Here is a 13,774-nt window from a genome sequence, read left to right as displayed (position 1 = left end):
AGAATAAACGCTATTTTAACGGATATTTTTAAATAAAATTTAATGGAAAACCTGTGTTTAGGCTTAATTAAACAGATTCAAGCCCATAAATTACCTGCTCATTCTGAGATTACGCATTTTAAAGATGAGATGCCCATAACAGTGGAGTTATTGGCGTGGCTCAAAGCTCAAGAAATGTATCCACAATTTTACTTAAATTATCGTGATAAGCCTATTTCGGTGGCTACAATAGGAAAAGTGCGGTCATTTTCTGATGAAAATTTGGCACAGCAGTTTGTTCTGACACATGATTTCCCTCTGGTTGGCGGATTGACTTTTGATAAACAAGCCAAATTTTGGTTACCAAGATTATTGTTGGAAAAAGTCGAAAATACCCTGTATGTAAATGTCTATTGGGATAATCGACAGGATTTTGCTAACGAACAGCAAGCCTGTTTGCAAGTGGTAGAAACATTGCAAAAATTCACCGCACTTCAATCGGTTAAACAAACAATCCATAAAATAGATCAAAAGGCTTCCGCAGAAATTTGGTCAAATTGGATTCAACAAGCCTTGGGTGAGATCAAGCAAGGTCATTTGAGCAAGGTTGTGTTGGCAAATCAAACGGAATTTTTATTCACCGGAGCGATTGATGCCAAAGATTTCTTGGCGGAAAGCGAACGAAAAAATATGGGTTGTTATCATTTTTTGTTAGCTGAAAACGCAAACTGTACTTTTGTTGGTTCAAGCCCTGAGCGTTTATATGCTCGACAAGATCATTATGTGCATACAGAAGCCTTGGCGGGAACAGCGACAATTACGGATAATCCAACGTATAATCAACAGCAGGCAGATTGGTTATTAAATGATAACAAAAATGATCACGAAAATAGGTTAGTGGTGCAAGGTATTTGTGATAATTTGCAACCTTATGTGAATAACATTCAAGTGAGTGATGTAGAAGTCAAACAGTTGCGTCAAGTGCAACATTTACGCCGTTGTATTCAGGCAGAATTAAACGATAGCGCAACAGATTCAGCTTGTTTGCAAGCCATTCACCCTACGGCAGCAGTATCAGGTTTACCTCAGCAAAGTGCGGTGCAATTTTTGCAAAAAACCGAAAATTTTGACCGCAGTTGGTATGCTGGTACGCTAGGTATTATGCGAAAACAGCAAGCAGAATTTTGTGTAACAATTCGTTCTGCTTTTATAGAACAGCAAGCTGAACAACATAAAATTCGTGTTTTTGCTGGAGCAGGCATTGTGGCAGGTTCGGTTCCCCTGTTAGAATGGCAAGAAATTGAACGTAAAGCGTCAAGTTTATTGAGTTTATTAACCATTGAATAAAAATGTATTGGAAAACGGAGAGTAATATGTCAGCAGTGAGTACCTTTAACCGTTGTTGGTCAAAAGTAATTTTAGAAACTTTGCTTCGTCAAGGTGTTAAACACTTTTGTATCGCTCCGGGATCTCGTTCTACTCCTTTAACTTTGGAGGCTGCACGGTTACAAGCAAATGGAAAAGCAGTTTGCCATAGCCATTTTGATGAACGTGGTTTAGCTTTCTTTGCTCTCGGTTTAGCGAAATCTACTCAAACGCCAGTGGCAGTAATTGTTACTTCGGGTACAGCTGCCGCAAATTTATACCCTGCCATTGTTGAAGCTCGTCAAAGTGCGGTGAATTTAATCGTTTTAACGGCAGATCGTCCAGAAGAATTATTAGAGTGCGGTGCAAATCAAGCGATTTTACAGGCAAATATGTTTGCACATTATCCAGTTTCAACACTGAATTTACCTCGACCAAGCCAAGATTATCCAGTGAAATGGTTAGTTTCTAGTATCGATCAAGCATGTTATAAACAGACTGAACAAGCAGGCGTAGTGCATATTAATGTACCTTTTGCCGAACCTTTGTATGAGGCTCAAGTGAGCGAAATTGATAGCCACCCTTGGTTGGCACCCGTCCACCGTTGGTTAGCTCAAACAAAACATTGGTCTGAGCATCAAAATGTTCAACAAGAAGTTGTGATGCACGAACATTGGGACGATTTACGGACGAAAAAAGGTATTGTGGTGGTAGGGCAGTTACCACAAAAACAAGCTATGGGAGTCAAAACTTGGGCAGATACTATGGGTTGGATTTTATTAACGGATATTCAATCCAATGTAGAGCCGAGTTTGCCTTATGCAGATATTTGGTTAGCCAATAAAACTGTGCGAGAAAAATTGTTGCATGCAGATATTGTAGTGCAATTTGGTTCACGTTTTGTGAGCAAGCGAATTCATCAATTCTTAGCAAGTTTTAAAGGAACATTTTGGGTGGTGGAAGAAAGTGATGAGCGTGTAGATCCCCATCATCATCAACAAACACGTTTCCATGCCAAAGTACATCACTGGTTACGAGCCCATCCGCCGTTACGTCAAAAATCATGGTTACTTGAACCTTTGGCATTGTCTAACTTCTGTGCCAGTTTTATTGAACAACAAGTGGGTGGTGGCTTAAACGAGGCTTCTTTAGCTCATCATATTGAACGAATCTTACCAAGAAATTGTGCTTTATTTTTAGGCAATAGCTTATTTATAAGATTGGTTGATGCACTTGCTAAATTATCGGATAGTTATCCTGTTTACACCAATCGTGGTGCCAGTGGTATTGATGGTTTATTAGCTACTGCTGCTGGGATAGGGATTGGCGGTAATCAGCCTGTCGCTGTGGTATTAGGCGATATGTCGGCATTACATGATCTTAACTCATTGGCATTGTTCAGAAAAGTTACTCAACCAACGGTGATCTTTATTATTAATAATAACGGTGGAGCAATTTTTGATATGTTGCCAGTAGAGCCAGAAGTCAAAAATGCCTTTTATCGTTTGCCACATCAAGCAGAATTTGCTCAGGCGGCTTCAATGTTTGATTTAAAATATGCACGCCCTTATACTTGGGCAGATTTAGGTTCTGTGTTAAAACAAGCGTATTCACGTAAAGAAACCACGGTGATTGAAATTAAAGTGAACCCAAGTGACGGTAGTAATATTTATAAACGTTTAATTGAGCAGATTAGTTATGCGGTAATTGGTGCTTAACTGAAATTAAAGATAGGTAAAAGGTGAAAAGACTATTTTCACCTTTTTATTGAACATAACAATACAAATAATTACATCCAAGCATTATTACGAATAATACCGACCGCAATACCTTCTACTTCAAATTGTTCTTGCTCACGTAAATTGACAACAATCGGCTCAAATTCTTCATTTTCTGGGTGTAAATAAATGACATCACCTTTACGTTCCAAGCGTTTGACTGTTACTTCATCTTCAATACGAGCTACAATAACCTGACCGTTACGTACATCTTTGGTGCTGTGTACTGCTAATAAATCACCGTCTAGGATACCGATATCTTTCATTGACTGACCGCTGACTTTCAGTAAAAAGTCTGCTTGTGGTTTGAACATTTCAGGATCGACTTTATAAGTACCTTCAATATGTTGTTCCGCTAGAATAGGTTCACCCGCGGCAACACGACCAATGAGAGGTAAGCCTTCCATTTCTTCTTCATCATTGGAAGAAAGTAATAAACGAATACCACGTGACATTCCAGGCACCATTTCAATCGCCCCTTTACGTGCTAAGGCTTTTAAATGTTCTTCAGCCGCATTAGGGGATTTAAAGCCTAATTCTTTTGAAATTTCCGCACGTGTTGGTGGCACACCAGCGGTTTCAAGATGATGCTTTAAGAAATCATAGACTTCTTGTTGGCGAATAGTTAAATTTTTACTTAGCGTTCTCATAGTTTCTCTTTCCTTTATGTTATTTCGTACAGGTTATTTGAAATTATATACAGACTGGAAAAAATTGCAATAAAAAGTTTTATTTTGTGTCAATATAAATCAAGTAATATAGCGGAGAGGCAATAAATTTACTGAAAATGACCTAAAATTTTGTTATAATTTCTCAACTATTTTTGATTATCTAAGGAAGTTTTAATGTCTGTTTTAGGGCGTATTCACTCATTTGAGTCTTGTGGCACAGTTGATGGACCGGGCATTCGTTTTATTCTTTTTATGCAAGGTTGTTTGATGCGTTGTAAGTATTGCCATAATCGTGATACTTGGGATTTGGACGGCGGTCGTGAGATTAGTGTTGAAGAATTAATGAAAGAAGTGGTGAGCTATAAGCATTTTATGAATGCTACTGGGGGTGGTGTCACTGCATCTGGTGGGGAAGCCATTTTGCAAGCGGAATTCGTACGTGACTGGTTTAGAGCTTGTAAAGCTGAAAATATTAATACTTGTTTAGATACCAATGGCTTTGTGCGAGCTTATACGCCAGTCATTGATGAATTACTTGACGTGACCGATTTGGTGTTATTAGATTTAAAACAACTTAACGATAAAATTCATCAAAATCTTATCGGTGTACCAAATAAGCGTACACTTGAATTTGCCAAATATTTACAAAAACGTAATATCCCAACTTGGGTGCGTTATGTGGTTGTTCCAGGTTATACTGATGCAGATGCAGATGTGCATTTATTAGGTCAGTTTATTGAAGGAATGACGAATGTCGAGAAAGTGGAATTATTGCCTTATCACCGTTTAGGGGCGCATAAATGGAAAACCTTAGGGGTAGAATATGAGTTGGAAGATGTGTTACCTCCAACCAAAGAAAGTCTTGAACATATTCAGCAAATTTTGCAAGGTTATGGACATATTGTAAAATTCTAATTTGAGCAAAAATACCGAATGTAATATTCGGTATTTTTTTGTGAACAGCAATAATTAAAGAATCATTCCTGCTGCAACCGTATGATAAGTGGCTTCATCAATTAAAATAAACGCCCCCGTAGCTTGATTTTGTGCATAGCTTGTGGCGGTGATCGGTTTTTGTAAACTCACGTGGACTTCACCAATATCGTTCAGGGTTAAGGTTTCCGCCTCATGAGATTTACTCAAGGTTTTTACGTCTAATACATGGTCAATGCCACTGATTTTAGCAAATACCTTTTGCGTACAGTGTTTAAGTAAATATTTGCGTGCCAAGTTAAGTGGGCGTTGATCAAACCAACAGAGTGTCGCAGTAGCATTTTTAGTCGGGGTGATTGTCGAATGTTCCGCCACAAAGCTATCACCACGCGAAATATCAATATCATCGGCTAATCGAAGCGTGACTTGCTCACCTGCAATAGCCTGTTGCACAATGCCGTTTGGACTGATAATTTCTACTACTTTGGAATGGTAGCCATTGGGTTCAATACGTACATTATCTCCCGTTGCGATAGAACCTGCTTCAATTCTGCCCTGATAACCACGGAAATCATCTGCTTTATCTTGATCAAGACGAATGACAAGTTGTACAGGAAAGTGAAAGTCTTGTTTTGCTATGGAAATATTTTCGTTGCTTGGTAAATTTTCCAGAATACTGAGCAATGTGTCACCTTGGTACCATGGTGTGCGTTCACTTTGATGGACAATGTTATCCCCTTGTAAGGCAGATACGGGTACAAATTGTACGTTTGAAATACCTAATTGCTGGCTTAATTTGAGATAGGCTTGTTGAATCGCATGAAATTTAGTTTGGTCAAAATCGAGTAAATCCATTTTATTGATGGCAACTAAAATATGTGGTGTACCTAGATGTTTTAAAATTGCAGAATGGCGTTTAGTTTGCGGTAATAATTGTAGTTCAGGTTGGGAAAAATCCAACTGACTCGCATCAATTAACACGACAGCAGCACTGGCAGTAGAAGCACCAGTTACCATATTTCGGGTATATTGCTCATGCCCTGGTGTGTCGGCAATAATAAATTTGCGTTTAGCGGTGGAAAAATAACGATATGCCACATCAATGGTAATGCCTTGTTCACGTTCGGCTTCAAGCCCATCTGTTAAAATAGAAAAATCAATCACTTCACCTTTGTTCTTAGACTTGTCGAGGCTGAGTAATTGGTCACTTAGTAAGGCTTTGCTATCGTATAATAATCGTCCGATTAGTGTGCTTTTACCGTCATCTACGCTACCTGCGGTAATAAAACGTAGTGGGGCGTGTTGGTTAAGAGTTTGGCTCATGTTGTCTTCCTTTCAAATTTTAAATATTGATTTAAAGTGCGGTGAAAAATCGAAAACTTTTTATTTTTTAACCGCACTCTGACCAGTTTACTGGCTAAAAATAACCTTGTTTTTTGCGTTGTTCCATGGCGGCTTCACTGGTGCGATCGTCCATGCGAGTGGCTGAACGTTCTGAAATTTCAGCGATAGCGGTTTCTTTAATAATCTCACTCGGTGTATTTGCTGTACTTGCCACTGGGCAAGTACAACTAATATCCCCAACCGTACGGAAACGTACAGAAACCACTTTACTTTGTTCAGATGGTTGTTTGGGAGTTAATGGCGTGACAGGTACAAGTAAACCATGGCGTTCTACCACTTCACGTTGATGTGCATAATAAATCGGTGGTAATTCCAATTTTTCTCGTTCGATATATTGCCAAATATCTAATTCTGTCCAGTTAGAAATTGGGAACACTCGCATATTTTCGCCTTTGTGTAATTTAGCGTTATACAGTGACCAAAGCTCGGGGCGTTGAGCTTTCGGATCCCATTGACCAAATTCATCACGGAACGAAAAAATACGTTCTTTGGCACGGGCTTTTTCTTCATCTCGTCTTGCCCCACCCATTAAGGCATCAAAACCATTGGCTTCAATGGTTTCTAACAAGGTGACGGCTTGTGCGGCATTGCGAGAGTCAGTTTCTTTGCGTAATACCACGGTGCCTTTGGCAATGGAATCTTCCACGTGACCGACAACTAAACGTGCATTAAGTTTTTTCACTTGTTGATCACGGAATTGGATCACTTCAGGATAATTATGCCCTGTGTCGATATGCACCAAAGGGAATGGCAACACTAATTCACGTCCCTCTAATTGGAATGCTTTGCGTGCTAAGGCTAATAACACCACAGAATCTTTACCGCCAGAGAATAATAAAGCGGGATTGCTACATTCCGCTACGACTTCACGGATAATATAAATGGATTCTGCTTCTAGCCAGTCTAAATGCCCATTTTCAATTTGTTGTGTCATAAGGTTTCCTTTATTTGTCTTTTATTTATGTAAGCCACATTCTTTGCTGTCTTTGTTTTCCCACCACCAGCGACCAGCACGTATATCCTCGCCTGCTTTCACGGGTTTAGTGCAAGGTTCGCAACCAATGCTGGGATAACCTTGTTTATATAAATGATTGTAGGGAATATCATATTTTAGGATATAAGCCCAAACATCTAATTCTGACCAGTCAAAAATCGGGTTATATTTATCAATGCCACGGCTAGTATCTTGTTCGTGAAAAGGGAGTTCGGTACGCGTTACAGATTGCTCTCTCCGTTGCCCAGTGAGCCATGAATCAGCATCTTGTAAGGCACGATTTAAGGGTTCAATTTTACGAATAAAACAACATTCACGACGCAGTTCAACACTTTCATAAAAGGCAAATTTACCTTTTTGATGATCATATTCGTCCACTTTTTTAGCATCGGGTCGATAAAGTTGAAAATTAAGATCGGGATAACGAGATTTTACGCTATCAACTAATTCGAGCGTTTCTGGATTTAACCGACCTGTTTCAAGGGTGAATACCACAATATTCGCTTTACTTTTTGCAATCACATCTGTGATCACCATATCTTCCACCGCAAGACTGCTGGCAAATTTGGCATGTTGTTGATTTTGTTCAATTTGTGCAATTCGCTGAAAAAGTGCGGTTTCTTTTGCTTCAATTTTGGCAAAATCACTTTTTTCGAGTAATGGAATTGTCCATAAATCAGGTTTTAAGAAAGGCATATTATCCCCACAAAATAAATATCAAAATAGAGCAACGTATTTAAGATGAGATATTTATAAGGTCAAATTAATGCTATGAAAAATAACAAATCTTTATAGCTTATGTGTTTTTGGAATATAAAGTCGAGAAAATTACCTATTTGAGATGAATTTGGGGTGTATTTCGGTTTTTTATTCCTTAATGATATATCATAAAATTTTCTATTCTTTGGCAAAGGCGAAATTTCTCGGTAGATTTTGAATCAACTGAATAATTTTTTAAGGAGTTGATTATGAAATTGAGCAAAAAATTTTTAGCTTTCAGCTTGGGGGTCACATTAACTACAACGGTCTATGGCAAAGATTTGCTGAATGTGTCTTATGATCCAACCCGTGAGCTTTACAAAGAATACAATGCCTTATTTGCTCAACATTGGGAGCAACAAACTGGTGAGAAAATTACCTTAAAAGCCTCACACGGGGGGTCAAGTAAACAAGCTCGATCCGTGATTGATGGGTTGCAAGCAGATGTCGTGACATTAGCCATGTCTGGTGATATTGATGCGTTAAATAAGCACCAGCAATTATTAGATCCAAATTGGCAACAGCGTTTGGATCACAATAGCACGCCTTATACCTCAACGATTGTATTCTTAGTACGCAAAGGCAACCCGAAAAATATTAAAGATTGGGACGATTTAACCAAAGATGAAAGTTTGCAAGTGATCACACCGAACCCAAAAACTTCAGGTGGAGCCCGTTGGAACTTCTTAGCCGCTTGGACATTTGCCAAACAAAAGTATGGTTCAGAGGACAAAGCTCTGGAATTTGTTACCCAAGTTTATAAACAAACTCCCGTGTTAGACACTGGCGCTCGTGGTTCAACCATGACATTCGTCCAACGTAACAAAGGTGATGTCTTGTTAGCTTGGGAAAATGAAGCTCATTTAGCCTTAAATGAAGAAGGCGGAGATCAGTTAGAAATTGTGACACCAAGTATCTCCATCTTGGCTGAACCACCAGTGGCATTAGTCGATTCTGTGGTCGATAAAAAAGGCACTCGGAAAGAAGCCGAAGCCTATTTGAAATACTTATATAGTGACGAAGCTCAACGTATTATTGCAAAGAACTTCTATCGTCCGATTAATCCTGCCATATTAAAAGAATTCAGTGCTACGTTTGCGGATGTAAAACTATTTAATGTCAAAGAAATATTTGGTGGTGGCTGGGAGATTATACAACCAAAATTCTTTGATGATAATGGTATTTTCGACCAAATTTTAGAGCAAATTCACCGTTAATTTTGCTTTTTGTTGTGGTTAAGGAAATATTATGTCACAAACTCGAATTATTCCTGGTTTTAATCTTACTTTAGGTTATTCAATGACTTTTCTAAGCATTGTCGTGTTGATTCCTTTAGCAGGGCTATTTATTTTCTCCGCTCAAATTTCGGCTGAACAGCTTTGGAAATTAGTGACTAGCCGTCAGTTATTACTTGCACTCTGGGTATCATTAAAGACCGCCTTTGGGGCGGCTATAATGAATAGTCTGATTGGGCTTTTATTAGCTTGGGTGTTAGTTCGTTATCAATTCTGGGGTAAACGCTGGATTGATACTTTTATTGATATGCCTTTTGCATTGCCTACGGCGGTAGCAGGTATTGCCTTAACGACAATTTATTCACCTAATGGAGCTATTGGACAATTTTTTAGTTTCCCACTTGCTTATAGTGCAATCGGGATTTCTCTCGCTTTATTATTTGTTACGTTACCTTTTGTGGTACGCACCATTCAGCCAGTGCTTGCTGATTTACCCAAAGAAACGGAAGAAGCTGCCTATATTTTAGGTGCAAACCCATGGCAAACTTTTCGTTATGTGATTTTTCCTGCCATTATGCCAGCGTGGATAACGGGTTTTACATTGGCTTTTGCTCGAGGAGTGGGTGAATATGGCTCGGTGGTTTTTATTTCGGGTAATTTACCATTCAAGACAGAAATTTTGCCGTTATTGATAGTGGCTAAATTAGATCAATATGATTATGTGGGAGCAGCGACTATTGGTGTTTTAATGTTAGTCATTTCTTTTATATTGATTTTTTCCATTAACCAAATTCAACGCCATTATGCTCAACGTACAAAATAACGCTAAGGAATAAATATGTATTTTACTCAACCTCGCTCTATTTCTGAGCGTCTATTAATTTTATTGGCGATAATGTTGTTTGTTATACTGTTGGTGTTGCCTCTAATTACAGTGTTGTCGCAAGGATTAGCCAAAGGCTTTGTGGAATTTTGGGCAGCGATTAGCGAGGCAGATAGTATTGCGGCTTTAAGATTAACATTGACTGCGGCGGCTATAGCTGTGCCATTAAATATTATCTTTGGTGTAACTGCCGCTTGGGTTATTACCAAATATCAATTTCGAGGCAGACAATTTCTATTAACCTTAATTGATTTACCTTTTTCGATTTCTCCAGTCGTTGCAGGGTTAATTTATGTACTACTTTTTGGCGCACAAAGTAAATTGTATCCATATCTACAATCCCTTGATTTTCAAATTGTGTATGCCATACCAGGAATTATTCTTGCCACGCTTTTTGTTTCTGTGCCATTTGTGGCAAGAGAATTAATCCCTATTATGGAAGCTCAAGGAATAGCCGAAGAAGAAGCGGCTACGATATTGGGGGCAAATGGTTGGCAAATTTTTTATCACGTTACTCTGCCTAATATTAAATGGGCGTTATTACATGGTGTAGTGTTATGTACTGCCAGATCACTTGGTGAATTTGGGGCGGTATCTGTGGTATCAGGTCATATTCGTGGTTACACCAATACATTACCATTGCATATTGAGATTCTATACAACGAATACAATATTGTAGCAGCGTTTTCAGTCGCTATTTTACTGTTAGGACTTTCATTAATTTTACTGTTTATTCGTCAATGGACGGAGCGTAAATTAGCTTATTCAGCATAGCATGATGGTATCAGTGTAATTTTTTAAATTTTGTGGGGAATATTACATGGCTATTAGTATTAAACAAATTAACAAATCTTTTGGGCAATTTCAGGCATTACAGAATATTAATGTAGAAATAAAAGATGGAGAATTAACCGCACTTTTGGGGCAATCAGGCTGTGGCAAAACTACGTTATTACGTATTATTGCTGGACTTGAAACTGCCACTTCAGGACAGATTTTATTTGATCAACAAGATGTGACTGGGCTGTCAGCTAAACAACGTGATATTGGTTTCGTATTTCAACATTATGCGTTATTTCGCAATATGACAGTAGCGGATAATATTTCCTTTGGATTACGTATGAAACCGAAAGCCGTGCGTTTATCGGAGCAAGAAATTCAAGCCAAGGTGAAAAATTTACTTTCATTAATTCAACTTGAACATATAGGCAAACGCTATCCTGATCAGCTTTCTGGTGGACAACGGCAACGTGTGGCTCTCGCACGTGCCATTGCCACTGAACCCAGAGTGCTACTGCTTGATGAGCCTTTTGGTGCATTAGATGCCAAGGTGCGTAAAGATCTCCGCCGTTGGTTACGAGATTTTCATAAAGAAATAAATCTGACCAGCATTTTCGTCACTCATGATCAAGATGAGGCTTTAGAAGTCGCAGATAAAATTATTCTCATGAATGAGGGGAAGATCGAACAAATCGGCACACCTGAACAAGTATATAAGCAACCCAAAAGCTATTTTGCGGCACAATTTTTAGGTGATATGAATCTACTTGATGGTTATATTCATAATGGCGTGCTACATATTGATAGTTTCCAACAAAAGGTCGCACAAACCCAGTCTGCTCATGTAGTAGTTTACGTTCGTCCACACGAAATGGCAGTAAGCAAGAAAGTCATTGAAAATAGTATTAAAGGTAAAATTACCCGAGTGCATACTACGGGTCCAACCATACAACTAGAGGTGCATCATATCAAAAATAGCCCCATTGAGCTTTCTATTAGTTATACGCAATTTGAACAAGAACAGTTTGTTGTGGGTGACGAAGTATATATGCAACCGTTGCTATTGAATTTCTTTTTACAAGATGAATTAGTGGAATTTATGATTTAATTTAGCTTAGATTGAGTTTAAAAAACCTCTTATCTGAATTTCTTCATTGATAAGAGGTTTTTTGTGTTGCTTTATTTTTCCACAAAACTTGAATTTTGCTGATACACATCAAGGAATAATCCTAATGGTGGTCGGCGAGATACCACTTTTTGATAAGTGTGGTTATATTTTTGATAGTTTCCTTTGTTATCAATATGATACTGTGTTCCGTCAGGTGTGATAATAACATCCCAACGATAATTTGCCACTAATACCCATTCATTGAATGATTGAGTTTGGTTAAATAAATTATGCCCTTGGGTGTAATCTGCATCCGTGTTTTTCACATAAAATAGATCGTGCATGAGTGCAGGAATGACATCCATGTGGCTGGTGAGCTTATCTTCGACACCTGTATTGAGTTCTTTCCATGCGACAATCATCGGTACTTGAATTTCTTCTGGTGCAAAATAATTTAGCAGTTCATCATCAGTTTTTTGGAATGAATAACCCTGTTCACCAGTGATAATTACCGCTGTATTCTCTAAGGCATTGTGTGCTTTTAAGGTGGTGAGAACAGAATTAATTTGCTGATCTAATTGACTTAATTGTTGGGTATAAAATTGTTGTTCTTGCTCTAAAGTCGGCAAATGCTGTTGACGAGTTAATTCACCCACATCTAAATTCAAATAGCTAAACCAAGCCTGATCTATAGATCTTTGTTCAAACCAAACTTGCCAATTTTTCACCGCACTTAGATTATCAATTTTTCTCTTGTTTGAAGTATTTTTCGGCAATTTAATTTGATGGAATAATGCTTGTCTGAAAATACTTGGTTTAAAATTAGTCGCAGAAAATAAGCCAAACTGATAATTATCTTGTTGCATTTTTTCAATTAGCACAGAGGTTTTTTTATTGTTTAGCAGGCTATCTGTATAGTTAGCATTTAAACCATAGAATAAGCCAACAATAGCAGAATTACTGTTGTTGCCAGTGGTGTAATGATTAGTAAATTGAGTTGCCTGTTGTGCAAATTCAGTTAAAGCGGGCATTTTTTCTTTTTGCACTGCATCTTGGCGTAAACCAGATACGGTGATAATTAATAAGTTAGCTTTATTTGCCACATTATTATAGCTTAAGGCGTGTTTTGGATAGTTAATCATTGGTGAATCAGGACGACCTTCCTGATCTAATTTGATTTCATATTGCTGTTTATCTAATAAGCCGTGTTTTTCTAAAAATGTCCGAGCTGTCATCGGATAAGACAATGGGAAATTAGATTTTTGCATGGTAATCGGGCGGTATAAATAGGCATCTGCCCAAGCGTACATTAAATGTGTGGTGATAAATAGCCCCGTCAGCATAATACCTACGCCACGAATCCATTTTTGTCGTTCTAAACTGCGTAATTTATACCACGCCCAACGAGAAAACAGCATTTGAGCTAATAGCATGAGTGGCATCGGAGTGAAGAAAATTTGCCAATCACGGGATAATTCGCCGTTCTCAGGATTTACCAATAAATTCCAAACCACAGAAGATAAATGCAAATTAAAGCGAGAGAAAACTTCCGTATCTACCAATAATAACGTGGTGGCAATGGTGGCAATAATCACGCTTACACCACGAAAAGTACGTTCATTTTTGATGATAAAACTAAGTGGAAACAGGACTAGTAAATATAAACCAAAAGCAATAAAACTGAAATGCCCTAAAATGCTGATAAAGAAATAAAGTCTGCCTAGAAAGGTATGAGGCCAATCAATTAAAAAGGCATAGCGAGAGCCGATAGCCACCGCCCAAATAATATTAAAAAAAGCAAACCAATGTCCCCAAGAAATTTTTTGGGAAGTTTGTTCACGGTATTGCCTGCCATTTTTAATCCAAAACATAACGCACTCTTAAC

12 protein-coding genes are annotated in these 13,774 nt (G+C 38.2%); 7 read left to right on the top strand and 5 right to left on the bottom strand.

Translation table 11 applies throughout. From position 1 onward, the window contains the following. Positions 1–42: 42 nt before the first annotated feature. Both O1Q80_RS09480 and menD read left to right on the top strand, forming a co-directional pair. Positions 43–1,326: an isochorismate synthase MenF gene (locus tag O1Q80_RS09480; protein WP_386694697.1), complete on the top strand. Its 1,284-nt coding sequence runs from the start codon at positions 43–45 to the stop codon at positions 1,324–1,326. Between the two features lie 26 nt (positions 1,327–1,352). Beyond that, positions 1,353–3,062 (top strand): 2-succinyl-5-enolpyruvyl-6-hydroxy-3-cyclohexene-1-carboxylic-acid synthase, encoded by a 1,710-nt coding sequence (menD, locus tag O1Q80_RS09475; RefSeq protein WP_386694695.1) that lies wholly within the window; start codon positions 1,353–1,355, stop codon positions 3,060–3,062. Between the two features lie 71 nt (positions 3,063–3,133). Here the strand turns inward: menD and lexA are convergent, their stop codons facing one another. After that, positions 3,134–3,772: a transcriptional repressor LexA gene (gene lexA / locus O1Q80_RS09470; RefSeq protein ID WP_386687290.1), complete on the bottom strand. Its 639-nt coding sequence runs from the start codon at positions 3,770–3,772 to the stop codon at positions 3,134–3,136. A 195-nt stretch (positions 3,773–3,967) separates the two neighbouring features. On the opposite strand from lexA, the gene pflA reads away from it, so the two are divergent. Beyond that, on the top strand, positions 3,968–4,708 hold the full coding sequence (gene pflA, locus O1Q80_RS09465; protein ID WP_386687288.1) for a pyruvate formate lyase 1-activating protein: 741 nt from the start codon (positions 3,968–3,970) through the stop codon (positions 4,706–4,708). Positions 4,709–4,762: 54 nt separating this feature from the next. On the opposite strand, the gene O1Q80_RS09460 is transcribed toward pflA, so the two are convergent. The 3 genes from O1Q80_RS09460 to O1Q80_RS09450 all read right to left on the bottom strand — a co-directional run bounded on the left by O1Q80_RS09460 (position 4,763) and on the right by O1Q80_RS09450 (position 7,820). Beyond that, positions 4,763–6,049, bottom strand: a complete 1,287-nt coding sequence (locus O1Q80_RS09460; RefSeq protein WP_386694693.1) for a sulfate adenylyltransferase subunit 1 — start codon at positions 6,047–6,049, stop codon at positions 4,763–4,765. 94 nt (positions 6,050–6,143) lie between these two features. Then, a complete protein-coding gene (gene cysD, locus O1Q80_RS09455; protein ID WP_386687284.1) occupies positions 6,144–7,064 on the bottom strand; it encodes a sulfate adenylyltransferase subunit CysD in 921 nt (306 codons plus the stop codon). A gap of 21 nt (positions 7,065–7,085) precedes the next feature. Continuing rightward, on the bottom strand, positions 7,086–7,820 hold the full coding sequence (locus tag O1Q80_RS09450; protein ID WP_386694692.1) for a phosphoadenylyl-sulfate reductase: 735 nt from the start codon (positions 7,818–7,820) through the stop codon (positions 7,086–7,088). Positions 7,821–8,092: 272 nt separating this feature from the next. Between O1Q80_RS09450 and O1Q80_RS09445 the strand changes: the two genes are divergently transcribed. The 4 genes from O1Q80_RS09445 to O1Q80_RS09430 are packed head-to-tail and all read left to right on the top strand — an operon-like array spanning position 8,093 to position 11,889. Beyond that, the gene (locus O1Q80_RS09445; protein ID WP_386694690.1) at positions 8,093–9,100 is read left to right on the top strand and encodes a sulfate ABC transporter substrate-binding protein; all 1,008 of its coding nucleotides are present in this window, start codon (positions 8,093–8,095) and stop codon (positions 9,098–9,100) included. 31 nt (positions 9,101–9,131) lie between these two features. Beyond that, positions 9,132–9,941 (top strand): sulfate ABC transporter permease subunit CysT, encoded by an 810-nt coding sequence (cysT, locus tag O1Q80_RS09440; protein WP_386694688.1) that lies wholly within the window; start codon positions 9,132–9,134, stop codon positions 9,939–9,941. Positions 9,942–9,956: 15 nt separating this feature from the next. Continuing rightward, positions 9,957–10,775, top strand: a complete 819-nt coding sequence (cysW, locus tag O1Q80_RS09435) for a sulfate ABC transporter permease subunit CysW (protein ID WP_386694686.1) — start codon at positions 9,957–9,959, stop codon at positions 10,773–10,775. 46 nt (positions 10,776–10,821) lie between these two features. Further along, on the top strand, positions 10,822–11,889 hold the full coding sequence (locus O1Q80_RS09430) for a sulfate/molybdate ABC transporter ATP-binding protein (protein ID WP_386694684.1): 1,068 nt from the start codon (positions 10,822–10,824) through the stop codon (positions 11,887–11,889). 71 nt (positions 11,890–11,960) lie between these two features. On the opposite strand, the gene O1Q80_RS09425 is transcribed toward O1Q80_RS09430, so the two are convergent. After that, the gene (locus O1Q80_RS09425; protein WP_386694682.1) at positions 11,961–13,760 is read right to left on the bottom strand and encodes a DUF3413 domain-containing protein; all 1,800 of its coding nucleotides are present in this window, start codon (positions 13,758–13,760) and stop codon (positions 11,961–11,963) included. Positions 13,761–13,774: the final 14 nt, after the last annotated feature.

The sequence above is a fragment of the Lonepinella sp. MS14435 genome (assembly GCF_042485795.1).
Taxonomy (GTDB): Bacteria; Pseudomonadota; Gammaproteobacteria; order Enterobacterales; family Pasteurellaceae; genus Lonepinella.
Note: the sequence above shows the minus strand (reverse complement) of the source record. Positions and strands in the feature narration are given on the sequence as shown.